This window comes from Campylobacter hepaticus (assembly GCF_001687475.2).
GTDB classification, from domain to species: Bacteria; Campylobacterota; Campylobacteria; order Campylobacterales; family Campylobacteraceae; genus Campylobacter_D; species Campylobacter_D hepaticus.
The window spans coordinates 312,962-337,570 of record NZ_CP031611.1; the positions used below are offsets into that span (position 1 = coordinate 312,962).

The following is a 24,609-nucleotide window of genomic DNA, read 5'->3' on the forward strand; positions in this document are numbered from 1 at the left end:
TAAAATGATGAAAGTTGAGAGTTTTTTGCTTCAGAAAACTATGAATTATGATAAAATTGATTGTTTTTTGATGTTTAAAATGTATGAAAAATATAAAAATTTTTTTAAAGATATACCTATAATTCAACTTGTAGGTACTAATGGTAAGGGTAGTACAGGTAGATTTTTAACTCAACTTTTAGAAAACTTAAATTATACCATAGGTCATTATACTAGTCCTCATATTTTTACATTTAATGAAAGGTTTTATCTTAAAGGTGAAATTGTAAGTGATGAACAATTGGAAAAATCACATGAAAAACTTGAAAAAATTTTTCAAAAAGATTTATATAGATTGAGTTATTTTGAATATGCTACTTTTTTAGCTATGTTTATATTTGAAGAATGTGATTTTATTATTTTAGAAGCAGGTGTGGGTGGAGAATACGATGCTACTTCTATATTTGAAAGAAAAATGAATATTTTTACAAAAATCGGTTTAGATCATACTCAAATTTTAGGTCATTCTTTAGAACTTATTGCAAGAACAAAACTTAAAGTTATGGCACCTTTGGCACTCATTAGTGATGAACAAGAACAAAGTGTTTTAAATTTAGCAAAAAAAATTGCTTTATTAAAGAATGTTAATTTACAAATAGCTTCTTTAAGTGCTGATTTAAAGAAAGATTTTGAAATTTATTGTATAAAATATTCTTTACCTTATTTTTTAAAACATAATTTAAAGCTTGCTTTAAGAGCTTGTGAAATTTTAAGCTCTAAAGAACAAACTTTAAGAGCTTTGAGGAAATTACAAGCTTTAAATTTAAGAGCTAGATGTGAACAAATTGATAAGGATATTTTTATTGATGTTGGACATAATATTATGGCTGCTCAAGCTTTACTTGAGAAATTTAAAGGTGAAAAATTGATTCTTATTTATAATTCTTATTTAGATAAAGATATTTTTCAAATTTTAAAAACATTAAAGCCTATTATTGATACAATACAAATATATAAGTATAAAAGTATAGAACGAAAACTAGCTGATGATCAAATTTATAGCATTGCATCAAAACTAGAAATAAAATGTGAAGAATTTAAAAAATTAGAAGAAAATAAAAAGAAATTAGTTTTTGGATCTTTTATGTTAGTAGAAAATTTTTTAAAGGAGTGGTATGGTAAAAAATAAGTTCACTATTACCATTACGGATATTAACGGTTCAAAACATTTTTATTTAAATCAAATTATTAAAACAATAGTTTTTTACACTTTAGCTTTTATTGTTTTATTTTTGATTTTTAGTGGTTTTTATATTAAGTATCTTGATAATAAATTAGATCACATTAATCAAAAAAGAGAAGAGCTTTTAAAAAAAAGTAAAGAATTAGAACTAGTTAATGTGCAAATGCAAAAAAGTATAGAGGAGAAGGCTCAACAATATGCAGCTATTGAAGATAAAATAGCTTCTTTTGAAGAAGTTTTAGGTTTGGAGTCAGAAAATAATCTTACAATAAGTGCAAGGCTTGATAATCTTGAGCTTACTAATGAGCAACAGCTTAGTATTTTAGGACAAATTCCTAATGGATGGCCTATTGAAAATAAAGGAGTTACTGGTAATTTTGGATGGAGGGAGCATCCTCTTTTAAAAAGAAAAGAATTTCATCCAGGAATAGATTTAAGAGCTGAAATTGGAACTCCTATTTATGCTCCAGCAAGTGGAGTGGTAGAATTTTCAGGCTATAGTGATAATGGTTATGGTTATAATGTGATTTTATTGCATAACTTTGGTTTTAAAACTGTATTTGCGCATATGATGCGCAAAGAAGTTGTTAAAGCGGGTCAATTTGTAAGTAAGGGACAATTGATAGGATATACTGGAAATACAGGTCTTTCAACTGGACCGCATTTACATTATGAGGTAAGGTTTATTAATAAAACTTTAGAACCTTTATATTTTTTAAAATTACAAAGAAAAAATATAGATGATTTTTTTAATCAAGAAAGGAGAGTGCCATGGCAATCTTTAATAAAAGCAGTGTCAGCCCAACATCCAGCTCTAATTCAGAAACAACTGTAATTTCTTCAGGTGCTAGGATTGAAGGTAAATTTTATTTTGCTTCTATGCTTCATGTAGATGGTGAATTAAGCGGTGTTATTCATTCTGAAAGTATAGTTGTGATTGGAAAAAATGGGAATTTAAAAGGTGAATTGCAAGCAGATAAAATTGTAGTAAATGGTTATTTTGAAGGACAACTTGAGGCAAGTAGTTTAGAAATTTTATCAGGAGGGGTAGTTAATGGTGATATTATCATACAAAAAATTTCTATAGAAAATGGAGGTCGTTTTAATGGGACTAGTAGGATTAAAGAAGGAACCATTGGACTGATTGAAAATAATAATGAAGAATAATGCAAGCATCATTTTATGAATATTTAAACAATTATAAATCTTGTGAACTTATACTTTGCAAAGATAGCAAGCAAGCTGATTTACTTGCACAAGTATCTTGTTTTAAGGGTTTAAAAACTTTTGTTTTACCAGATTTTAGAGCACAATTTGGCGATGATTTAAGAGCTTTTTCTAAAGAACTTTTTGAGCTTTGTAGGGTTTTAAATTTTTATCATCAAGAAAAAGATAAGAAAATTCTTATCTCTCCTTTGCATACGGTTTTAAATAAGCTTCCAGCAAAAAAACATCTACAAAATTATTTTATTAATAAGAAGCAAAAACTTAAATTACATGCTTTTAAAGATGAAATTTTAAGATTAGGTTATGAATTTGTGGATATGGTGCAAGATAAGGGTGAAATTTCTATACGTGCAGATATTATCGATATATTTTGTATTAATGAAGATCAGCCTATAAGAATTTTACTTTTTGATGATGAAGTTGAAAGTATTAGATATTTTGATTTGCAAACACAAAAATCTATTCCTAAGGAATTAAATTTTGTTGCAATTTGTCCTTTTTTAAAATATTTTGATCAAGAAAGTTATAACAATTTCCAAGAAAAATTAGAAGAGTTTCAAAGTGATGTTTTAATACACGATATTAATTCACTAGGATTTTGGTGTATTAATGATTTTTTTGATTATTTAGAGCTTGATTTTTTAGCTTGTGAACGATTTGATACTAGTGAATATGAAAAGGATGTTAGCTTTATTAATGCTAAAATTTTACCTCAGGCAAAAACTTTTAAAGAATTACAAAGTGTTTATAATAAAGATTTTTTCCAATTTCATAAAGATAAAAAAATAATTCTTTTAGCTAAAAATGAAGCACTTTTTAAGGCTTTAGAACTTGAAAATATGCAAAATATTCATTTTATTAAAAGTGATTTAAGGCTTAATCTTATAGGTTTAAAAGAATTAATTATTTCTTTAAATCAAAAAGAAAAACAAAAAATAAGAAAGAAAAATACTTTAATTATAGATGAATTAAAAAATGGCGATTATATAGTACATGAAGATTATGGAGTGGGAAGATTTTTAGGTCTTGAAATGATTATTGTAGGTGGTGCAAAAAAAGAGTTTGTTGCTATAGAATATCAAAATTCAGATAAGCTTCTTTTACCAGTAGAAAATTTATATTTAATTGATAAATACTTAGGGGTAAGTGGTGGTGTTCCTAATTTAGACAAGCTAGGTAAAACAAGTTTTATTAAATTAAAAGAAAAACTTAAAACTAAGCTTCTAGCTATTGCTTGTGAAATCACCGCAATGGCTGCTAAAAGATCTTTAATACAAGCTAAAAAAATAGAAATTAATTTAGATTATCAAGCTCATTTTGTCGCTAAAGCTGGTTTTTCTTATACTAGTGATCAAGAAAAAGCTTGTAATGAAATTTTAAAAGATTTTCAAAGTCAAAAAATCATGGATAGACTTTTAAGCGGTGATGTGGGTTTTGGCAAAACCGAGGTAGCGATGAATGCTATTTATCCTGTTGTTAAAAGTGGGTTTTGTGCTTTTGTATTTGTGCCAACAACTTTGCTTTCTCATCAACATTTTAAAACTTTGAAAAAGCGTTTTACTCCTTTTAATATAGAAGTTTTTAAATATGATCGTTTCACAAGTAGTATAGAAAAAAAACAACTTTTAAAATTTTTAAAAGAAAATAAAGCTTGTGTTGTAGTAGGCACTCACGCACTTTTAAATGTAGAATGTGATAATTTAGCTCTTGTTATTATTGATGAAGAACATAAATTTGGAGTAAAACAAAAAGAAAAACTTAAAGAAATTGCTCAAAATTCTCATATTTTATCTATGTCAGCAACTCCTATACCAAGAAGTTTAAATCAAGCTTTAAGTTCTATAAAATCTTATAGTATTTTACAAACTCCTCCAGAGGATAGGATGGATGTAAGGACTTTTGTTAGAGAAAATGATGATGCTCTTTTAAAAGAAGCTATAGCAAGAGAATTAAGGCGTAATGGACAAATTTTTTATATTCATAATCATATTGCAAGTATACAAGAGTGTAAAAAGCATTTATTAGAACTTTTTCCTACTTTGCGTATTTTAATCTTGCATTCTAAAATTGATGCTAAGACTCAAGAAGAAGAAATGTTAAAATTTGAAAATAAAGAATATGATATGCTTTTAAGTACTTCTATTATAGAAAGTGGTATTGATTTGCCAAATGCAAATACTATTATTGTAGAAAAAAGTGATCATTTTGGTATGGCTGATTTGCATCAATTAAGAGGACGTGTAGGAAGAAGTGATAAACAAGGGTATTGTTATTTTTTAATTGAAGATAAGAATATAATTACTAAAGATGCTTTAAAACGTTTAGTTTCTTTAGAAAGCAATTCTTTTTTAGGTGCAGGTTCTATTCTAGCTTATCATGATCTTGAAATTCGTGGCGGCGGTAATTTATTAGGCGTAGATCAAAGTGGTCATATAGAGCAAATTGGTTATAGTTTATACCTTAAAATGCTAGAATATGAGCTTAATGCTTTAAGTAAAAGTGAGTTAGGTTTACAAGAAAATAAACTTGATTTAAAACTTAATATTAATGCTTTTTTAAATAGTGAGCTTATTAGTGAAGATCGTTTAAGGCTTGAGCTTTATAGAAGATTAAGTAGGTGTAAAGAGCTTCATGATGTTTATGAAATTGAAGGAGAAATAGAAGATCGTTTTGGTAAACTTGATACTTATACTAAACAGTTTTTATCTTTAATTATTATTAAAATTTTGGCTTTAAATAAATTTAAAAGCATAGGTAATTTTGAACAAAATATACAATTTGTTACTTTAAACGATGAAAAAGAAGTTATTAAGGCAAAAAGTAAAGATGATGAGGATATTTTAGAAGCTATTTTAATATACCTTAGAAAGATTTAAAAAGAAGATTTATCTAAATATGTTATTTGCCATTTTTTTATAAAAATAATTTTAAATTCTTGAGTAAAAAATAACTTTATAATAAATCTTCTTATAAGAATAAAAACAGTAGATTTATAGTGTGCTTATTTATTAGCTTTGATGAAATAGGATGTAAAAATAGTATTTTAAATTTTGAAGGAGAATTTTAATGACTGGGGCTCAAATTTTTGAAAAACTTTTAAAATTTAATTTAAATTATCAAGAATTTGATTGGTTGGCAAATCAAGGTTTAAGTGATTTTGAACTTTTGGTTTCTGTAATTTTAACTCAAAATACAAATTGGAAAAATGTTTTAAAAGCTTTAGAAAATTTAAGGCAAGAAAATATTACTCATATAGAACAAATTAATAATTTATCAGATTTAAGACTTGCATCTTTGATTAAACCGAGTGGATTTTATAATACTAAAGCAAAGCGTTTAAAAAATTTAATACAAAAAATTTTAAATACTTATGAAAATTGGGACGATTTTAAAACTAATGTTGATAGAAAATGGCTTTTAGATATTAAAGGTTTGGGCTTTGAAAGCGCTGATAGTGTTTTAAATTATCTTTGCAAAAGAGAAATTTTAGTTGTAGATAGTTATAGTATGCGTTTGGCTTTAAATTTAGGTTATGAATTTGAACATTATGAAGAATTAAGAGAATTTTTACAAAGTGATATAAAAAATAAGCAAGATAACTTATGCAAGATTATAAATAAAAAATGCCCTCTTTATGAGCTTTATCAAATTTTTCATGCTCTTATTGTGGCCTTTGCCAAAGAGAGTTTTAAAGGAATGAGGTTAAGTTTACAAGGAGAGCAATATATAAGAAAATTAAAGGAAATTTTATGAAAGCAAAAGGAAGTGATTTAATTCCAGTTTTAACAATAGCAGGAAGTGATTGTAGTGGAGGTGCTGGTATACAAGCTGATCTTAAAACTTTTAGTGCGCATAAGCTTTTTGGTATGAGTGTTGTTTTAAGCGTTGTGGCTGAAAATACTACAAGAGTCATTGGATTGCACCATATACCAAGTAAAAATGTAGATGAGCAAATGCTTGCAGTTTTTGAAGATATTATACCAAAAGCTACTAAAATTGGTATGATAGGAACTTGTGAATTAATGAGTTGTGTGGCTAAGAATTTAGAAAAGTTTAAACCTAAAAATGTAGTTATTGATCCTGTTATGTTTGCTAAAAATGGTTATGCTTTAATGCCTGAAAAAAATTGCGATTTTTTTAAAAAGACTATAATTGAATTTGCTGATATTCTTACTCCAAATATACCTGAAGCTGAATTTTTATGTGGATTTAAAATTTTTAATGAAGAAGAAATGATTCAAGCAGCAAAACATCTTTGTTCTTTAGGAGCAAAAGCTGTATTGCTTAAAGGAGGTCATAGTGAATATAATGCTAATGATGTGCTTTTTGATGGTGAAAATATTCATATTTTTAAAAGTGAGCGTATAAATACAAAAAATACACATGGAACAGGTTGCACTCTTTCTTCAGCTATTGCTAGTAATTTAGCACAAGGTAAAAATTTATTTCATGCAGTAAGAGAAGCTAAAGAATATGTAAAAAATGCTATTTATTATTCTGTAAATTTAGGAAAAGGTCATGGTCCTATTAATCATTTTCTAGGTTTTTCAAATGAGAGATAAATTAGATCTTAGTCTTTATTTAGTAGCTACTAGAGGAACAAAAAGTGATGAGCTTTTTTTAAATATTTTAGAAAATGCTATTAAAGGCGGAGTAAGTGTAATACAATTACGTGAAAAAGAGTTAAATACAAGAAATTTCTATGAACTTGGTTTAAAAGTGAAAAAGCTTTGTAAAAATTATGGAATACCGTTTTTAATAAATGATAGATTAGATATTGCTTTAGCTTTAGATGCCGATGGTGTGCATTTAGGACAAGAGGATTTAGAATTAAATCTTGCTAGAAAGCTTTTGGGGGAGAAAAAAATTATAGGTTTAAGTCTTAAAACATTAGAACAATTAGCTTTTATAAAAGGAGCGGATTACTTAGGTTGTGGGGCTATTAAAACAACACTGACTAAAAAAAGTTCACTTTTAAATCTTAAAATTTTAAAGCAAATTTGCCAAAAAAGTCCTATTGGAGTTGTAGCTATAGGAGGGATTGATAAAAAAATTGTAAAAGAATTACAAGATATCAATTTAAAAGGTATTGCAGTATGTAGAGCTATTATGGAAGCTAAGGATGCTTTTTTAGCCGCACAAGAATTAAGGTGTGAGATTAATGAAAATTTATCTTTTAAATGAAACTCCTTTTGAAGGTGTAGAAAATCTTATTTTAAATGAATTGATTTTTTATGATTTTAATGTGGATTTAAGTAAATATGAGGTTTTAATTTATACTTCTAAAAATGCTTTAAAAGCTTTAAAAAAAGCTAATATTAAATTGAATTTTGAGCTTGATTTATATGCTGTGGGACAAAAGAGTGCAGAATTTGCTAAACAAATGGGCTTTAAAAAGGTTAAATTTCCTAAAAAAGCTAATGCAAAGGAATTGTTTTTTGAATTTCAAAAAGAATTTAGTGGAAAAAAATGTTTGTATTTAAGAGGAAAAAATATTATTTCTACTTTACATTGGGATCTTAAAAATTTAGGTATAAATATAGAGCAAAAAATTGTTTATGAAAATATTTTTAAAAAAGCTAATATATTATTGATTCAGCCTGCTATTTTTATTTTTACCTCTCCTTTGAGTGTAGATAATTTTTTGCAATTTTATACTTTAAATTCTCACGATAAAATTATTGCTATAGGGCAAAGTACAGCAAAAAGACTTTTAAATTTTAATAATGTTTTAATATGTGAAAAGCAAAGTCTTCAAGAATGTGTTAAACTTGCTAAAACTTTAATTTAATTTTTGATATTCCAGAAATTTTCTTTTGGATAAAGTATAATATCTTTTGTGAGTATAATTTCATCATTAACATTTTTATTACTATTTAAAGCAATACTAATGTGAGCTATGATAATACCATCTTTGCTTAAATTTGCATCTTTATTAAAATGAGAAAATTTAAAATCAATGCATTCGCTAAGTGGATAAAAATATTTTATTTTAATTAAAGCTTTGGCATAATTAAAATGTATATCATTTAAACATTCTTTGTTTTCTTCTTTAGCCTTGTATAAAAAATATTTAGAAAATTCTATAGCATTTTGGCTTAGAATTTGAGCTTGAAGAAAATAATAGCTATCTTGAATGATTTTAGGAGTATAATTAGATATATTTAAGCTTAGACTCATCCATAAACTTATAAGAAGTATTAAAAAAATAGTCCAAAATAAAATATAAGCTTTTTTCACAACATTAATCTTTTTTCAAGACAGTGTTGCTCTTTGGAGCAAATTTTTAATTTATTATTGTGCAATTTAAACAAGCTAATATTTTTAGAGATTAAACCTTTTTGATTTAACTCATTATTAAATTTTGGTTTTAATTCATAGATGAGTTCTTCATTTTTTAGAGTGATGATTAATTGACCTTGTAAGGGGGTGAAATTTCCTGTAAAATTTGCTAAAATAGTATTATTTTCTTGAACAAATATTTTTTCAATAGCTTTATTTTTTAAACCATAAAGAATGCTTTCATGATCATTATAAAGATCTTTTCTGTTTTGAAGTTGTATTTGAAGATCAGATTGTGGTGAATAAAATGTATTATTATTTTCCAAAATAAGAGCAGAGTTAATTAAATAGGGTTTGTTTTCTTTAAGACTTATTAATCTATCTTTTAAAAAGCATTTTAAAGTATGGTTGACAAAAGTTATATAAGTGCAATTTTGTATGAGTTTTTCTATTTTAATTAAATTAAGATGGGTTTGAGTGATAAGATCATGTGTTTTTAAAATATTAAAATTTAAGAAATAAAAATGACTTAAGGGTTTTGAAAGCAAGCTTGCTATAATAGCAAAAAGTATAAGTGATAGTATAAATTCAAATAGTGTAAAAGCTTTTGTCATTCTTTAAAGTAAATATTGTAATTTTGATTTTGAAAGTATAATTTTTGAAATTTAAATATATGATCTTGACTAAATTGTTCTTGTAAGATCATAGTTTTTAAATTTGATGTTTTTAATATAATGGTTTTAAACATCGGTTTTTCATATAACTGATTTTGAAGTTTATAAAGTTTTTCAAAGGTATTTAAGTTTTCATAGTTTTTGTAAAGATGGGTATAATAATAAAAAATACCGGTAAAAATTAAAGATATGATAATCATAGCATTGATTAATTCTATAAGTATAAAGGCTTTTTTCATTTAGTGTTGCTAGCATTTATAGCTTCAAAAAAACTTCCACGAACCCCTTTTTGTTCAAGTACTTTAATACCTTTTATGGTAACACCACTAGGAGAGCAAATATTTTCCCTAATAATGGCTGGATGTTCATGTTTAAGCAAGGTACTTGAACTTTGAAATAAAGACCGAGTAAGATTTAAGCTAAGTTCTTTGGGTAAACCTTCGCAAACTCCAGCATTAGCAATACTTTCTGCTACGAGAGCTAAAAAAGCGGGAGCGCAACCACTAATTGCCATAGCAGCACCCATTTGTTCTTCATTTTCTAATTCATAGGCTAAACCAAAAGTATTTAAAATTTCTAAAATTTCATTATTAAAAAGAGAATTTTTAAGTATATAAGGTGTGGTTGAAGCTTGATATTTGGCCGCTATATTAGGCATGATTCTTACATAATTTTGAGCATGAATGACTTGTAGTTTTTCAAAATCTGTATTAGCTAAAACAGAAATTAAAATGCGTGCTTGACCTTTTAAACACTTAGATATATTTTCTAAAGCATAGGGTTTAAAAGCTAAAATTATGTCTTTATCTTGTATATTAAAATCTTGATAAAGTAAAATTTTAAAACCCTCTTGGGCTAATATTTGAAGTTTCTCTAAATTTCTTCCTACTATGTAGATTTCATAATCATTTTTTAATCCATAGGCTAAAGCTTTTGCCATAGACCCATTGGCTAATATATAGATCTTATTTTTTGATGTAATTTGCAATTTGTTCAGCCTGGAAAAAGTCAGGATAATTGATTGTATCTAAAATTACTTGTACCATGGCATTATTATCAAGATTGATAACTATAGGAGCTAAGAAGTTGACAGTAGATTCTTCTATGCTTTTTGCTATGGCTACTATATTAAAAATTTTCATATTAGATTCTGGTGTTAAAGAAAGAAGTTCTTGATAATAAGTAGGTATATCAAATTCATAATCAGGTCTAATTAAATAAGGATTAATTAAAACAAAAGAAAAATCTTTTCCATCAAGACTTTTAAGTCTTACAAATACTTCATCAATAGTTGAAAATTCCATATTTTTGGTTTCTTCAAAACCTAATATAGGACATTTAACCGCTAAAGTCATGTTTTCTCCTCCGGTTTTATAATAGTGCATATTCTAGCATAAAATAAGTAATAATAGTTGTGAAATTTTAAAATTATTTAATTAAATTTATTATAATTTTAGAAGAACATAATTATTAAATAGTTACAATACAAATTTTTTAAGAATTAATTTCAAGGTAAAAGATGAGAAAAAGTATTTTTTTGCTAATTTTTATAGGAATTTGTTTTAGTGCCTGTAGTACAAAAACTAATGAAGGTTTGTATAATCTTAGTGCTAGTCAATGGTATAAGCAAATCATTAAAGATTTAAACGATAAAGATTTAGAAAAAGCTGATGATCATTATAATGGTATGGCGAGTGAACATGTTTCTGACCCTTTATTAGAAACCACTTTAATCATTTTAGCACAGGCTCACATAGATGAAGAAGAATATAAATTAGCAGAGTTTTATTTAGATGAATATAATAAAAAATTTGGAAATTCTCGCAATGCAGATTTTATTCGCTATCTTAAAATTAAAGCGAAATTTGATGCTTTTGCAGTACCTAATCGTAATCAAGCTTTAATGCTTCAAAGTCAAAAAGAAATAGATGATTTTTTAAAAGATTATCCTTATACTCAATATCAGCCTTTGGTTCAAACCATGCTTACTAAATTTAATTTAGCTGTTTTTTATTTAGATATGACTATAGAAGAATTATATCAGCGTATAGGATATGAACAAAGTGCACAAATTTATAAAGAGAAATTAAAAGAAAATGAATTTTATAAACAAGATATTATTAAACCAGAGCTTCCATGGTATAGAAGTATATTTGAAAGATTTTAATAAGGAATAGTATATGCAAATTGAACACATACAAAATTATCCAGTAAATTTACCTGTATTGGTTGAGGATGAATTATTTTTATATCCTTTTATGATTACTCCTATTTTTATTAATGATGCTTCAAATATGAAGGCTTTAGAATTAGCTATTAAAAATGATAGTATGCTTTTTGTTGCTCCTTCTAAGCTTGAAAATGGAAGAAGTTTTGATGAAATTTATCATTGTGGTGTTATTGGGACTATTATGAGAAAAGTACCTTTACCAGATGGTAGAGTAAAAATATTGTTTCAAGGTTATGCTAAGGGTAAGATTATAGAACAAGTTTCTAAAAAACCTTTAGAAGCTAAAATAGAACTTATAAAAGAAGATTTTTTAGAATCAACTAAGAAAGAAGCACTTCTTGATGTTTTAAAAGAAAAGGTAAAACATTTAGCTAATATTAGTCATTATTTTTCTCCTGATCTTTTAAGAACTATTGAAGAAGGTTTTGATGCATCTAGAATTTGTGATTTGATTTTAAATACTATACGTATGAAAAAGCAACTTGCTTATGAATTTTTTATATTGATAAATCTTGAACAAAAATTATTAAAATTGATAGATTTGATTGTTCAAGAAATTGAAGCAAACAAAATCCAAAAAGAGATTAAAAATAAAGTGCATTCGCGTATAGATAAAGTTAATAAAGAATATTTTTTAAAAGAGCAATTAAGGCAAATCCAAAAAGAACTTGGTTCAGATAGTCAAAAAGAAGATGAGGTAAAAGAATATCAAAAACGTTTAGAATCTAAGAAAAAATTTATGCATGAAGATGCTTATAAAGAAATTAAAAAACAAATTGAAAAATTTGAACGCATTCATCAAGATAATTCTGAAGCCTCAATGATTCAAACTTATATAGAAACGGCATTAGATGTTCCTTTTGAAAAATTCTCTAAGAAAAAACTCAATATTAAAGAGGTTTTAAAACAACTTAATAATGATCATTATGCATTAAATAAACCTAAAGAACGTATAGAGGAATATTTTGCTGTAAGAGAATTTTTAGAAAAAAGAAAAATTGCAGATAAAGATGGTGCTAAAGTGATTCTTTGTCTTTATGGACCTCCAGGAGTAGGTAAAACTTCTTTAGCTAATTCTGTTGCAAAAGCCTTAAAAAGAGAATTAATTCGTATTGCTTTAGGCGGGCTTGAGGATGTTAATGAGCTGCGTGGACATCGTAGAACTTATATAGGTGCTATGCCAGGACGCATTACTCAAGGACTTATAGAAGCGCAACAAATTAATCCTGTAATAGTTTTAGATGAAATTGATAAGTTAAATCGTAGTTTCAGAGGTGATCCTAGTGCAGTACTTTTAGAAATTTTAGATCCAGAACAAAATTCTAAATTTAGGGATTATTATTTAAATTTTAATATTGATTTAAGTAAGGTTATTTTTATAGCTACAGCTAATGATATTAGTAATATTCCAGCTGCTTTAAGAGATAGAATGGAATTTATAGAATTAAGTTCTTATACTCCTGGTGAAAAATTTCATATTATGAAAAAATATTTAATTCCAGATGAACTCAAAAAGCATGGTTTAAAATCGAATGAAATGTCTATTAATGATGAGACTATAGAATTAATTATTAGTGATTATACTCGTGAATCAGGTGTTAGAAATTTACGTCGTAAAGTAGCAGAATTATGTCGTAAGAGTGTTAAAAAATTACTTTTAGAGAATATTAAAAAAGTTAATATTGATGATCAAAATTTAAATGAATTTCTAGATAAAAAAGTTTTTGAAATAGAAAAAAACAATGGAGAAAATCAAATTGGTCAAGTTAATGGTTTAGCTTGGACAAGTGTAGGTGGAGATGTTTTAAAAATAGAAGCTATAAAGATCAAAGGTAAAGGAGAATTGACACTTACTGGAAGTTTGGGGGATGTAATGAAAGAGTCGGCTCAAATTGCTTTAAGTATGATTAAGGTTTTAATCGATGAAGATAAGATTAAAATACCAAAAAAAATGATTATTGATCCTAAAATTCGTGTGTATGATAGTTATAATCTTCATATACATGTTCCAGATGGAGCTACACCAAAAGATGGTCCAAGCGCTGGTATTACTATGAGTACGGCTATTGCTTCAGTATTTAGTGATAAAAAAGTTAGATCTGATATAGCAATGACAGGTGAAATAGATCTAAAAGGTAGGGTTTTGCCAATAGGTGGTTTAAAAGAAAAGTTAATTGCAGCTTATAAAGCAGATATAAAAATCGCTTTAATTCCAAGGAAAAATTATGATAGGGATTTAAAAGATATTCCTGATGAGGTTAAAGAAAATATGCAAATTATACCAGTTGATATTTTTGATCAAGTATTAAAATACGCTTTAATATAAGAAATAGCATTTTCCTGCTTTTTTAAGAAGCAGGAAAGTTTTTTATAATCCTTCAAAAGGATTGTTTACCACATTTTTTCTATCCACTATATAAGGGATAAGTGCTACATGTCTTGCACGTTTGATTGCAGTTTCTACCATTTCTTGGTATTTCTTGCTTGTTCCTGTTAAACGGCGTGGCATGATTTTAAATCTTTCAGACAAAGCGTGTTTTAACATTGCTGTGTCTTTATAATCAATAAATTCAACTTTTGCTTCAGTGTATTTGCAATATTTACGTGAATATTTTCTTTTTTCTGCCATAGTTTATCCTTTCAAAATGGTAAATTCGTATCATCGTTGTCATAGGCATCGACATCAATTTCTTTTAATTTTTCTTCATATTGTAGATTTTGGTTTTTTTGTGGAGTTGAATAAGATTTAGGTTTGTTAACATGTTGGTTTTCGTTCATATAAGGATCATAGTTTTGATTTTCATAGTTTGAATGATAAGGGTTATTTGAAAAATTATTATTTCCCCCTTGTTGAATATTAGAGCTATTAAGCATTTCCATATTTTCAACTTGTATGCTATGTTTAGAACGGTTTTGTCCATTTTGATCGTTCCATTGTTCAAATCTAAGACGTCCCTCTATTAGAACTTTTGAACCTTTGCTAAGATATTGATTTGCTATTTCTGCAGTACGACCATAAAAACTTATATCAATAAAGCAAGTTTCTTCTCTTTTTTCGCCATTTGTAGTAAATCTTCTTGTAACTGCTATGGCTGAAGCTCCAATGGCACTTCCACTTTGCGCATAACGCATTTCTATATCACGTGTAAGATTTCCAACCAAAACAACTTTATTAAACATTTTTTTCCTTATTGATTTTCAGGAGCATCTAAAGGTTTGATTTCTTTTTTAGATTGCTTGATTCCGTGGCTTAATTTCTCCCAAGCTGCGATTTCTTTTTTATTTTCATATTTTACAATTAAAAATCTTATAATCTCTTCAGTGATTCTTAAGACTCTTTCAAGCTCGGCAATGAGTTTTGTAGGAGCTTTAAAGTAAATTACAAAATAAATTCCTCTTTCGTATTTTTTGATTTTATACGCTAATTTTCTAGTGCCCATTGGAACAATAGTTTCAATTTCTGCTCCATTTTTGGTTAGGGTTTCTTTAATGAATTCCAACTTTGCATTTACTTCTTCTTCAGTAAATGTAGGTTTTAAAATAAATAAAACTTCGTAATGTTTCAATTTTTCTCCTTATGGATATTAAGCCCATATTTTAATGAGCAAGGATTTTGCATAATGCAATGCTTAATTATATCAAAATATACTTAATTTATACTTGAATAAATTAAGTATATGGAACTTTGAAAAATTATATTAAAATGTAAAAATTTGTTTTAAATTTTGCTTAATTTCTTCAAATAAGTTAAAACGTTTTTTATACATAGAACGTTTATGACTGGGAATTTCTTCTATATTTTTTTGAGAATATATTAGTTTATAATATTTATGTTTGTTTATTTTTATCAATTCACCTCCATTTTCTAGCCATATTTTTTGGTAATTTACAAAATAACCTTTTTCCTCTCCTTTTTGAGATCGGATTTGATTTTTTTCATGTACGCCTAAAGTTGCATGGAGTTTTAATGACTGACTAAGCATTTTAGAACATTCTATAAGTAAAGCAATGGGACGCAAGCCATAATATTTTTTAGTGAAAATTTTATTGATTGCTAAAACATTAAAGTCTTTATATTGATAGCCTTGTATGCAAGAGAGTAAAAGATTGTTTTCTAAAGTAAAGCAAAAATTACATTGTATAATGATGAGTTCTTTGTATTTTAAAAAAAAAGCCCAAAAACCTTCTTCAAAAGTATGTTGATTATAACCTAAAAAAAGCTTAAAATCTTCGTCAAAAGAAAAAATCAATTGATCTTTAGGTAAAAATTTAAAATAAAAAAGACCTCGGTTAACATCGTGAATAATTGTTTTAACGCGTTTATTGGCTTTAAAACTTTTATCGCAAAATCTTCTTATTACATTATAACAAGCATAAGGTCTTTGGGAGAAAAAATCTTTTAAATGTACATTGTTTTTATCATTTAATGTTTTTTCAAGAAATTTTACTTGAGGAAAGTATAAAAATTTTCTTGCTTGGAAGCGTAAATAGCGCCAAAAAACAATACTTTTTTTTATATCGTTGAAATTTGGAGTAGGGTAGTGAAATTTTTTATCCACCTATTATCCTTAGTATATCATTATAGGTTGCAAAAAGCATTAAGCTTAATAGTAAAGCCATTCCACCGTAATTTAAATATTCAAAAGCTTTTAATGGTATTTTTTGTTTAAAAATTACTTCGTAAATATTAAAAAATATATGCCCTCCATCAAGCATAGGTATAGGTAGTAAATTTAAAATACCTAAATTAATAGAAATTAAAGCTGTAATAAATAAAAGTAAGGCAAAACTGTTTTGAGCTGCTTTTGAGGTAAGATCTGTCATTGTGATAATACCTCCTAAATTTTTTGCTTCAATTTCTCCACTAAGAAGTTTAATTATGCCTTTTATAATAAGTGTAGAAGCTTCAATACTTTGATTTGCTGCATATTTAATACTTTCTAAACCTTGATGCTTAATGAGTACATTGTTTCCACTTGGAGTGATACCAAGCTGAGCCTTAGAAATCGTTTGCCCAAAATCATTATACCCTTGTCCTAATTTTGGAGTAATATTAAATTCTAATATTTCTCCTTTTCTATCTATTATAATATTTAAAGGTTTTAAAGTTAGATATTTAGCAATTTCATCAAAACTTTGAATTTTTATTCCATTAATTGTTAAAATTGTATCTTTGATTTCAAGTCCTGCTTGTTGTGCAGCAGAATTAGGTGTTATGCTTCCTATTTGAGGACTCAATTTTTCTATGCCTAAATGAGCTATAATAATATAAAGAAGAAAAGCTAAAATAAGATTAAAAAAAGATCCTGCAAAAAGGATGTAGATTTTTTTAAAAGGACTTAAAATGCTATAACTATCTTGATCAAAATTTTCAATATTAGCATGCATATCATCTTGTCCTTTAAGTTTAACATATCCTCCAAATGGTAAAGCACTTAAGCGATATTTTGTTCCCCTAATTGTTTTTTCTATAAGACTTTTACCAAATCCTATACTAAAAATTTCTACTTTTACACCTAAAGAACGTGCAGCCAAGAAATGACCCAATTCGTGAAAAAAAATTAAAAAAGAAATAACTAAAACAGTAGCTAGAAATTCTATGGAATAAAATTGAATTCCTAAAACTAAAATGGCAAATAAAAATAATAAAGATTTCATTTTTTTCCTTTTTGTGCTTTAATATAAATATATATATATTCAAATCCAGAAACCAGGGTTAAAATTAAAGCTATATAAAGTAAAATTTCTCCTCCAAACCATTGCATAGTTAAAAATCCTATAGCTAACATTTGAAAAGTAGTTTTGAGTTTACCTGCAAAAGAAGCACTAATATCTAGATTTTCACTTATCATCACAACACGAAATCCTGTAATAAAAAATTCTCTTACTAAAATAATATAAATAATCCATTCATTGGCTTTTTGCGCAAGTAAAAGTCCTAAAAATGCTGCTAAAATAAGCATCTTATCTGCTAAAGGATCTAAAATAGCTCCAAGTTTAGTGATTTGTTTCCATGTTCTTGCTATATAACCATCAAAAAAATCACTTAAGGCTGCTAAAGAAAAGGTTAGTGCAGCAAAATAATCAATCCAACTTGGATGGATATTTTCAAATTTATAACTTAGCAAAAAAAATAATAAAGGTGCTAAAATCATTCTAAAAATTGCTAAGATATTAGGTAAATTCATATCAAGCCTTATTTAAACTAAATGCATAAATTAAAATTATATAAAAATTAGGCAAAGATTTAGTAAAAATGATCAAAAGAAATGATTTTTTATTATTTAATATTACTTTAATTTAAAGTAATATTAAATAAATTGTACAACTTCATCAAAACTAAAACGTGTTTTTTGTGGAATTGTTTTATCATTAGAATAACCTAAAGCAACAAGTAAGGTAGAAACTTCTTTTTTTGTATCTAAAGAAAAATAAGAATTTAATTTATCTTTATCAAATCCTCCTATAGTACAACTTGATATATTTAAACTATTAGCACTATAAAGTATGCTAGCAAGTGCTATATGAGCTTGTTCTCTTGCATAGGCAATTTTTTGGTTATAATTTAAAGATTGTAAAAAAGGCATATAAGTATCAAGACGTTTTTGAATTTCTGCTTCACTCATATCCCTTTTTCTAAGTTTTTCTTCAAAATAATCTAAAAAATCAAGTCTAGATATAATAATGATTAAAGCAGAACAATCTTTAACATGATTTTGTTGATTACAAATTTCATAAAGTTCTTCTTTTTTCTTTTTATCTTGAATAACTAAAAATTTCCAAGGTTCAAGTCCTAAAGAGCTTGGGCTTAATCTTGCTATTTCTAATATAAATCTTAATTCTTCTTGTTGGAGTTTTTTATTTTGAAAATTTCTACAAGAATATCTTGTATTAAATAATTCGAATTCTTTTTTCATATTTTATCCTTTATAAAATTCTACTACTTCATCAAAATTTAAGCGTTGGGTTGGATATTTTGGTTCATGTGCTTTATATCCTAAGGATAAAATTACAGCACTTTCATAAGGATAAGTTAAATTTAAAAATTGATCAACTTTTGTTTTATCAAAACCTCCTATCATACAAGAATCAATATCTAAACTTATAGCAGCTAAAGACATTTGCATCATTGCAAGATAGCATTGAAGTTGTGCATAATGATAAAGTTCTTTATCATCCATTGCATTAGTTTTATGCGTATAAATTTCTAAAATCCTTTGAAAATTTTCTTCGCTTGATCCAGCAAAACGACGTATTTGTTTTTGAGCAAATTCATGATTTTTTGTAAATCTTTTCTTGCCAAAAAGATAATATTATGGCTTGCACTTGCTACATTTTCTTGATTGCAACATAAAGTTGATAATTTAATATTATGTTTTTTATGTTCTAATACTATAAATTTCCAAGGTTCAAAACCATGAGAACTCGGTGATAAAATTCCAGCTTCTAAAATAAAATGGAGATCTTTTTGTTCAATTTTTTTATCATTAAAAAGTTTACAAGCTCTACGTTTTGAAATTAATGTTTTAAAATCCATGATTAATTCCTTTTTTATTTTGATTATATGGGATAAAAATTAATCTAAGGTATGATTAAAATTCAAAAATTTCAGGCTTTAATTTTAAAAGCAGACAAAAACTTGCTAAAACAGCTTGTTTTTGTATAAAATTTATATCTCCTTGTAAACTAAGACTTTCTTGAATAAATGTCCCATCTTTAAACATGGCTCCTATATTGATAATATTATTTTTATCATGATTGATCGCACCATTGATTGCAAGTGCAAAATCAGGATTAGCGGTTTTAAAAATACCTTTTAACATAAAGTAAATACAACGTTCATTGCATTCGTTTTCTAAGATATTTTCACTAATGCCTAACCATTCATGCTTTATACGATTAGAATAACTGATAATTGAGCCTTCAAAAATTTCATTAATTTTTGGAATATGGCTTAGGGTGTTTGCACATAATCCTCCCGTGCAATTTTCAGCAAAAGAAATTTTTAATTTTTTTTCTAAAAGTTTAAAAATGATAAAATCTATAGGATCTTTTCCTAAAAACATTTTTTGTCCAAAAAGGTTTTTTGTGCTATTTAAAAAACCATTTAATTTACCAAAATGAATACAAGTGCTTTTAATAAGAGTAAGATTATCTAAAAGTTTGCTCGATTTAATATCTACTTCGTAAGATTTTGTTAAGGTTTGAAGTAATAATATAGCGCTTTGTTCATCCATGCCAAAAATACAAAAATACGCAAAATTTAATTTTATATCTCCAAGAAGTTTTGGTAATGTTTGCATAGGGTGGGTTTTAAGGACATTAATTCTAGAATTGACAAAATTACATATAAAGCTATCTTTAACAAATTCAGCTTTATTTGGTACTAAAGTTTCATCTTTTAAAATGAGATTATCATTATTTAAGGTTGCTAAAATTTTAGCTATAGTTGCATAATAGGAAGAATTGGTAAAAAGTGTTATAAAATCATATTGATTTAATAAATTTTCAAGTAAAAAAGGTAGATCTTTGTCAGTTTTGCTTTGTGTGCGAATTTCATTAATTTCTTTAAATTTGCTTTTATAAACCCTATAGATATAATTTTTAAAATTTTCATTGATAATAAGCTCATCTCCTATAAGATAAAGCAAATGTTTCATATGATTTTCCTTTTTTTCTTATAATTATATCTAAAAACAAAGTAGAAATTAAAGCTAATTTGAGTAAAATTTAAGATTATTAAAAAATAGGTGGAAAAAATGGATTACAAAGAAACTTTGCTTTTGCCTAGCACTACTTTTGCTATGCGTGCAAACTTAGCTGAATTTGAGTCGCAAAGGTTTGAAAAATGGTTTGAACAAGACTATGCTTATACTAAAATGAAACAAAAGCGTAAAAATGCAAAAAAAAGTTTTACTTTGCATGATGGACCTCCTTATGCTAATGGACATATTCATATAGGTCATGCCTTAAATAAAATTTTAAAAGAAACTATTATTAAACTGCATTATTTTAAGGGTGAAAAAGTACGCTTTACTCCAGGTTGGGATTGTCATGGTTTGCCTATAGAGCAACAAGTAGAAATGAAGCTTGGAGAAAAGAAAAAAATATTGAGTAAAAAAGAAATTCGCCGTTTATGTAGAGAACATGCGAGTGAATTTGTAAATATTCAAAAAGAGGAATTTAAAAGTTTAGGTATTCTTGCAGATTGGCAAAAACCTTATTTGACTATGGATTTTAAATTTGAAGCATCTATTTATCGCACCTTATGTGATATTGCTAAAAAAGGATTGCTTTGTGAACGTTCTAAACCTGTTTTTTGGAGTTGGGCAGCAAAATCTGCTTTAGCAGAAGCTGAGGTGGAATATCAGGATAAAGAAGATTATTCTATTTTTGTAGCTTTTGATTTAGATGAAAATGCTTGTAAAAAGCTTGGAGTTACAAAAGTAAGTGCAGTTATTTGGACAACAACTCCTTGGACTTTAGTAGCCAATCAGGCCATAGCATTAAATCCTAATGAAGATTATGTGATTACTAAAGAAGGTTTGATTTTTGCAAATGCTTTGCTTGAAAATATGATAGAAAAAGGATTTACTCAAGGTGAAGTGCAAAAAAAATTAAATGCTAAAGTTTTTGAAAATCTTCAAGCAATCAACCCTTTAAATTCAAGAAAGTCTATTTTGATTATGGGTGATCATGTTTTAATGGATGGTGGAAGTGGGCTTGTACATACAGCTCCAGGACATGGAGAAGATGATTATTATGCGTGTTTAAAATATGGTATTGAGGTATTAATGCCTGTGGATGATAGCGGTTGTTATGATCAAACTTTAAAAACTAAAATGCTTTTACCTTCTTTTTTACTTGATGAATTTATAGGACTTCATATTTTTAAAGCTAATGAAAGAATTTTAGAGCTTTTAGGTCCTAAACTTTTATATTCTTCTAAATTTATACATTCTTATCCATTTTGTTGGAGGACACATAAACCTGTTATTTATAGAGCAACTAAGCAATGGTTTATTTTAATGGATGAAGTAAAACTTCAAAATAATACTTTAAGACAATGTGCTAAAGAAGAGCTTTTAAAAACGACATTTTATCCTCAAAATGGACTTAAAAGAATAGGTTCTATGGTAGAAAATCGTCCTGATTGGTGTATTTCAAGACAAAGAGATTGGGGAACACCTATAGCTTTTTTTAGAGATAAAAAAACTAAAGAACTTGTTCTTGATAACGAACTTTTTGATTTTGTAGCAAATATTTTTGAAGAACATGGAGCAGATGTTTGGTGGGAATTTGATATTAAAGATCTTATCCCACAAAATTCAAAATATAAAGCTGAAGATTTGGAAAAAGTTTATGATATTTTAGATGTTTGGTTTGATAGTGGTAGTACTTTTAATGCGGTTTTAAATAGCGGGCTTTACGATGCTGGAGAGAAAAAAGCAAATATGTATTTAGAGGGTAGTGATCAGCATCGTGGTTGGTTTCAAAGTTCCTTGCTTATTGGAGTAGTAATAAATCAAATGGCCCCATATGAAAGTATTTTAACGCATGGTTTTACTACTGATGAAAAAGGACAAAAAATGTCTAAATCTAAAGGTAATGTTATTGCTCCTGATTATATAGCTAAAACTTATGGGGTTGAAATTTTAAGATTATGGATACTTTTAAGTGATTATTCGAGTGATTTGAAAATTTCGGATAATATTTTAAAACAAGTAGGTGAACAATACCGTAAAATAAGAAATATTATAAGGTTTTTACTTGCAAATGTAAATGATTTAAAAGATTTATCCATACAAGAATTTTCTTTTATAGATAAATGGATTTTAACTCGTGCAACTAAAGTATTTCAAGCAACTAAAGAAGCTTTTTTTGTCTATGAGTTTGCTAAGGGTTTTAGCTTGCTTTTGAATTTTTTAAGTGCAGATTTAAGTGGAATTTATCTTGATATTAGTAAAGATAGACTTTATTGTGATGGTAAAAATGCTCAACGTAGAAAATCAGCTCAAGTGGCTATGACTTTGATAACAAAAGAACTTTTAAATTTATTAGCACCTGTTTTAACTTATACTGTAGATGAAGCTTTAGAACATGTTAATGTTTTAATTAAAGATGGCATAGAAGATGTTTTTGATTTAAGCTTAGAAAAAGATTTTAATTATGATTTTAATATTGATGATACTTTATTGATGCATGCTAGGGAAAAGTTTTTTGAGCAAATTGATAAACTTAAAAAAGATAAAATCATTAAATCAACTTTAGAATTAAATTTACAAAGTACTTTAAATCAAATTTCAAATGAAGAATTAGCTGATTGGTTTATGGTAAGTCAAATAGATAATGAAAATGAAGAAGTTTTAGCTGAATTTGAAGTTGCAGATGAAAGATTTAAAATAACAAAAGCTAAGCTTTGTAAATGTCCAAGATGTTGGAAGCTTCAAAGTGAGAATGATAATGAGCTTTGTTTAAGATGCAAAGAAGTATTAAAATGATATTAGTAAATCCTATTCCAAATAATCTTGTTATTGGCACTATAGTATTTATTGTACTTTTTAGTGCTTTAGCAATATTTTTAATTAAAAAAAACGAAGGAGAATAAATGATTAGTTTAAAAGAAGCTTTACGGTATTCTCAAGAAGAGCTTAAAAATTTAAAGAAAGAATTAAATAAAAAAGCAAAGCAAGAGAAAAAAATAGGTGCTTATATTGAGCAATTTTTAGATAAAGATTTAAGCGCTTCAGGAGATGGGATACCTATTGCTATAAAAGATAATATTAGTGTTAAAGGTTGGGAACTTACAAGTGCAAGTAAAATTTTGCAAGGTTATATTGCTCCTTATGATGCTACGGCAATTGCTAATTTAAGATTAAATGGTTTTACTCCTTTTGGACGTTGCAATATGGATGAGTTTGCCATGGGAAGCACAACAGCTAATTCTTTTTATGGTAGAACTTTAAATCCTTTAAATTATGATCGTGTTCCAGGTGGATCAAGTGGTGGAAGTGCTGCTGCGGTAGCTTCAGGTTTGGCTTTAGCAAGTTTAGGTTCAGATACAGGTGGTTCAGTACGTCAACCTGCAGCTTTTTGCGGTTGTGTGGGATTTAAACCAAGTTATGGACGAGTAAGTCGTTATGGTTTGGCTTCTTATTCTTCAAGTTTAGATCAAATAGGTGTATTGGCACAAAATGTTGAAGATGCTGCAATTTTATATGATGCTATTGGGGGTTATGATATAATGGATAGTACAAGTGCTAATATAGAATTTATTAAAACAACTCCTAATCTTAATGCTAATAAAAAATTAAAAATTACAGTGATTCAAAACTATGTTAATGATGCTAGCATTGAGGTAAAAAATGTTCTTTTAAAAACTATAGATATGTTAAAGGCATATGGACATGAAATAAACTATAAGAATTTGCTTGATTTTAAATTTGATATTGCAGCTTATTATATTATTGCAACAGCTGAGGCAAGTGCTAATTTAAGTCGTTATGATGGGGTGCGTTATGGACAACGTGCTAAAAATATTCATAATTTAAAAGATATGTATGTGCGTACACGTAGTGAAGGTTTTGGAGAGGAAGTTAAAAGAAGAATTTTACTTGGAACTTTTGTTTTAAGTAGTGGTTATTATGATGCTTATTATATTAAAGCACAAAAAGCTAGAGCTTTTATTAAAGCAAAATATGAAGAAATTTTAAATGAATGTGATCTTATTTTTATGCCAGTAACACCTACTACTGCTTTTAAATTTGATACTCAAAAAAGCCCTATGCAAACTTATTTAGAAGATATTTATACTATTTCTGTGAATTTAACAGGGCTTGGCGGCATTAGCGTACCTGTAGGGCAAGATAAAGATGGGCTTAATATTTCAGCTCAATTTATTTGTAAAGCTTATGATGAGCAAACTTTATTAGACGGTGCTTTAAGTTTAGAGCAAATAATTAAAAATTAAGGAT

25 protein-coding genes and 2 pseudogenes are annotated in these 24,609 nt (G+C 27.0%); 13 read left to right on the forward strand and 14 right to left on the reverse strand.

What is annotated here, in order from left to right; genetic code table 11:
* Window positions 1-7: 7 nt before the first annotated feature.
* The 8 genes from A2J15_RS01545 (at window position 8) to A2J15_RS01580 (ending at window position 8,240) form a co-directional block, all read left to right on the forward strand.
* On the forward strand, window positions 8-1,168 hold the full coding sequence (locus A2J15_RS01545) for a Mur ligase family protein (protein WP_066778867.1): 1,161 nt from the start codon (window positions 8-10) through the stop codon (window positions 1,166-1,168).
* Window positions 1,155-2,057 (forward strand): peptidoglycan metallopeptidase Pgp4, encoded by a 903-nt coding sequence (gene pgp4, locus A2J15_RS01550; RefSeq protein ID WP_066778756.1) that lies wholly within the window; start codon window positions 1,155-1,157, stop codon window positions 2,055-2,057. Before A2J15_RS01545 ends, pgp4 begins: the two co-directional genes overlap by 14 nt.
* The gene (locus A2J15_RS01555; RefSeq protein ID WP_066778757.1) at window positions 1,994-2,389 is read left to right on the forward strand and encodes a bactofilin family protein; all 396 of its coding nucleotides are present in this window, start codon (window positions 1,994-1,996) and stop codon (window positions 2,387-2,389) included. Before pgp4 ends, A2J15_RS01555 begins: the two co-directional genes overlap by 64 nt.
* Window positions 2,389-5,325, forward strand: coding sequence for a transcription-repair coupling factor (gene mfd / locus A2J15_RS01560; RefSeq protein WP_066778758.1), 2,937 nt, complete (start codon window positions 2,389-2,391; stop codon window positions 5,323-5,325). The genes A2J15_RS01555 and mfd overlap by 1 nt, the downstream gene beginning before the upstream one ends.
* Window positions 5,326-5,515: 190 nt before the next feature.
* Window positions 5,516-6,202 (forward strand): endonuclease III domain-containing protein, encoded by a 687-nt coding sequence (locus A2J15_RS01565; RefSeq protein WP_066778760.1) that lies wholly within the window; start codon window positions 5,516-5,518, stop codon window positions 6,200-6,202.
* Complete coding sequence (thiD, locus tag A2J15_RS01570; RefSeq protein ID WP_066778763.1) at window positions 6,199-7,011, forward strand: bifunctional hydroxymethylpyrimidine kinase/phosphomethylpyrimidine kinase; 813 nt, start codon at window positions 6,199-6,201, stop codon at window positions 7,009-7,011. Before A2J15_RS01565 ends, thiD begins: the two co-directional genes overlap by 4 nt.
* On the forward strand, window positions 7,001-7,633 hold the full coding sequence (thiE, locus tag A2J15_RS01575) for a thiamine phosphate synthase (RefSeq protein ID WP_066778764.1): 633 nt from the start codon (window positions 7,001-7,003) through the stop codon (window positions 7,631-7,633). Before thiD ends, thiE begins: the two co-directional genes overlap by 11 nt.
* Entirely contained in the window at window positions 7,611-8,240 is a 630-nt protein-coding gene (locus tag A2J15_RS01580) for a uroporphyrinogen-III synthase (protein ID WP_066778766.1), read from the forward strand. The genes thiE and A2J15_RS01580 overlap by 23 nt, the downstream gene beginning before the upstream one ends.
* Here A2J15_RS01580 and A2J15_RS01585 read toward each other — a convergent pair.
* From A2J15_RS01585 to fliW, 5 genes are read right to left on the reverse strand one after another with little or no spacing between them, the layout of a single operon-like run.
* Complete coding sequence (locus A2J15_RS01585; RefSeq protein WP_066778768.1) at window positions 8,237-8,689, reverse strand: hypothetical protein; 453 nt, start codon at window positions 8,687-8,689, stop codon at window positions 8,237-8,239. The genes A2J15_RS01580 and A2J15_RS01585 overlap by 4 nt on opposite strands.
* Window positions 8,686-9,345 (reverse strand): hypothetical protein, encoded by a 660-nt coding sequence (locus A2J15_RS01590; RefSeq protein WP_066778770.1) that lies wholly within the window; start codon window positions 9,343-9,345, stop codon window positions 8,686-8,688. Before A2J15_RS01590 ends, A2J15_RS01585 begins: the two co-directional genes overlap by 4 nt.
* Window positions 9,342-9,644, reverse strand: a complete 303-nt coding sequence (locus tag A2J15_RS01595; protein WP_066778773.1) for a transformation system protein — start codon at window positions 9,642-9,644, stop codon at window positions 9,342-9,344. The genes A2J15_RS01590 and A2J15_RS01595 overlap by 4 nt, the downstream gene beginning before the upstream one ends.
* A complete protein-coding gene (locus A2J15_RS01600; RefSeq protein ID WP_066778869.1) occupies window positions 9,641-10,345 on the reverse strand; it encodes a pyrroline-5-carboxylate reductase in 705 nt (234 codons plus the stop codon). Before A2J15_RS01600 ends, A2J15_RS01595 begins: the two co-directional genes overlap by 4 nt.
* A gap of 25 nt (window positions 10,346-10,370) precedes the next feature.
* The gene (fliW, locus tag A2J15_RS01605) at window positions 10,371-10,760 is read right to left on the reverse strand and encodes a flagellar assembly protein FliW (protein ID WP_066778774.1); all 390 of its coding nucleotides are present in this window, start codon (window positions 10,758-10,760) and stop codon (window positions 10,371-10,373) included.
* A 164-nt stretch (window positions 10,761-10,924) separates the two neighbouring features.
* Here fliW and bamD point away from each other — a divergent pair, with 164 nt between their 5' ends.
* Complete coding sequence (gene bamD, locus A2J15_RS01610; RefSeq protein ID WP_066778777.1) at window positions 10,925-11,572, forward strand: outer membrane protein assembly factor BamD; 648 nt, start codon at window positions 10,925-10,927, stop codon at window positions 11,570-11,572.
* A 13-nt stretch (window positions 11,573-11,585) separates the two neighbouring features.
* A complete protein-coding gene (gene lon / locus A2J15_RS01615; protein ID WP_066778780.1) occupies window positions 11,586-13,961 on the forward strand; it encodes an endopeptidase La in 2,376 nt (791 codons plus the stop codon).
* Between the two features lie 42 nt (window positions 13,962-14,003).
* On the opposite strand, the gene rpsR is transcribed toward lon, so the two are convergent.
* The 9 genes and pseudogenes from rpsR to A2J15_RS01660 all read right to left on the reverse strand — a co-directional run bounded on the left by rpsR (window position 14,004) and on the right by A2J15_RS01660 (window position 20,295).
* Window positions 14,004-14,264, reverse strand: coding sequence for a 30S ribosomal protein S18 (gene rpsR, locus A2J15_RS01620; protein ID WP_066778782.1), 261 nt, complete (start codon window positions 14,262-14,264; stop codon window positions 14,004-14,006).
* A gap of 11 nt (window positions 14,265-14,275) precedes the next feature.
* On the reverse strand, window positions 14,276-14,815 hold the full coding sequence (locus tag A2J15_RS01625) for a single-stranded DNA-binding protein (protein ID WP_066778784.1): 540 nt from the start codon (window positions 14,813-14,815) through the stop codon (window positions 14,276-14,278).
* Window positions 14,816-14,823: 8 nt separating this feature from the next.
* Window positions 14,824-15,201: a 30S ribosomal protein S6 gene (rpsF, locus tag A2J15_RS01630; RefSeq protein WP_066778787.1), complete on the reverse strand. Its 378-nt coding sequence runs from the start codon at window positions 15,199-15,201 to the stop codon at window positions 14,824-14,826.
* 132 nt (window positions 15,202-15,333) lie between these two features.
* Window positions 15,334-16,194, reverse strand: a complete 861-nt coding sequence (locus A2J15_RS01635; protein ID WP_066778788.1) for a VirK family antimicrobial peptide resistance protein — start codon at window positions 16,192-16,194, stop codon at window positions 15,334-15,336.
* Window positions 16,187-17,293 (reverse strand): RIP metalloprotease RseP, encoded by a 1,107-nt coding sequence (gene rseP, locus A2J15_RS01640; protein ID WP_066778790.1) that lies wholly within the window; start codon window positions 17,291-17,293, stop codon window positions 16,187-16,189. The genes A2J15_RS01635 and rseP overlap by 8 nt, the downstream gene beginning before the upstream one ends.
* Window positions 17,290-17,823 (reverse strand): CDP-diacylglycerol--glycerol-3-phosphate 3-phosphatidyltransferase, encoded by a 534-nt coding sequence (pgsA, locus tag A2J15_RS01645; protein ID WP_066778793.1) that lies wholly within the window; start codon window positions 17,821-17,823, stop codon window positions 17,290-17,292. Before pgsA ends, rseP begins: the two co-directional genes overlap by 4 nt.
* A 123-nt stretch (window positions 17,824-17,946) precedes the next feature.
* Window positions 17,947-18,552 carry an NAD(P)H-dependent oxidoreductase gene (locus A2J15_RS01650; protein ID WP_066778794.1) on the reverse strand — a complete coding sequence of 202 codons (606 nt, stop codon included), beginning with the start codon at window positions 18,550-18,552 and terminating at the stop codon, window positions 17,947-17,949.
* 3 nt (window positions 18,553-18,555) lie between these two features.
* Window positions 18,556-19,172: pseudogene (locus tag A2J15_RS01655) on the reverse strand (nitroreductase family protein).
* 55 nt (window positions 19,173-19,227) lie between these two features.
* Window positions 19,228-20,295 (reverse strand): CinA family protein, encoded by a 1,068-nt coding sequence (locus A2J15_RS01660; protein WP_066778796.1) that lies wholly within the window; start codon window positions 20,293-20,295, stop codon window positions 19,228-19,230.
* A 99-nt stretch (window positions 20,296-20,394) separates the two neighbouring features.
* On the opposite strand from A2J15_RS01660, the gene ileS reads away from it, so the two are divergent.
* From ileS to gatA, 3 genes and pseudogenes are all read left to right on the forward strand, one after another.
* Entirely contained in the window at window positions 20,395-23,136 is a 2,742-nt protein-coding gene (gene ileS, locus A2J15_RS01665; protein ID WP_066778799.1) for an isoleucine--tRNA ligase, read from the forward strand.
* Window positions 23,136-23,247, forward strand: a pseudogene (locus A2J15_RS07730) (hypothetical protein). Before ileS ends, A2J15_RS07730 begins: the two are co-directional and overlap by 1 nt.
* Window positions 23,244-24,605 (forward strand): Asp-tRNA(Asn)/Glu-tRNA(Gln) amidotransferase subunit GatA, encoded by a 1,362-nt coding sequence (gene gatA / locus A2J15_RS01670; RefSeq protein ID WP_066778801.1) that lies wholly within the window; start codon window positions 23,244-23,246, stop codon window positions 24,603-24,605. The pseudogene A2J15_RS07730 and the gene gatA overlap by 4 nt, the downstream one beginning before the upstream one ends.
* The last annotated feature ends 4 nt before the right edge of the window (window positions 24,606-24,609 follow it).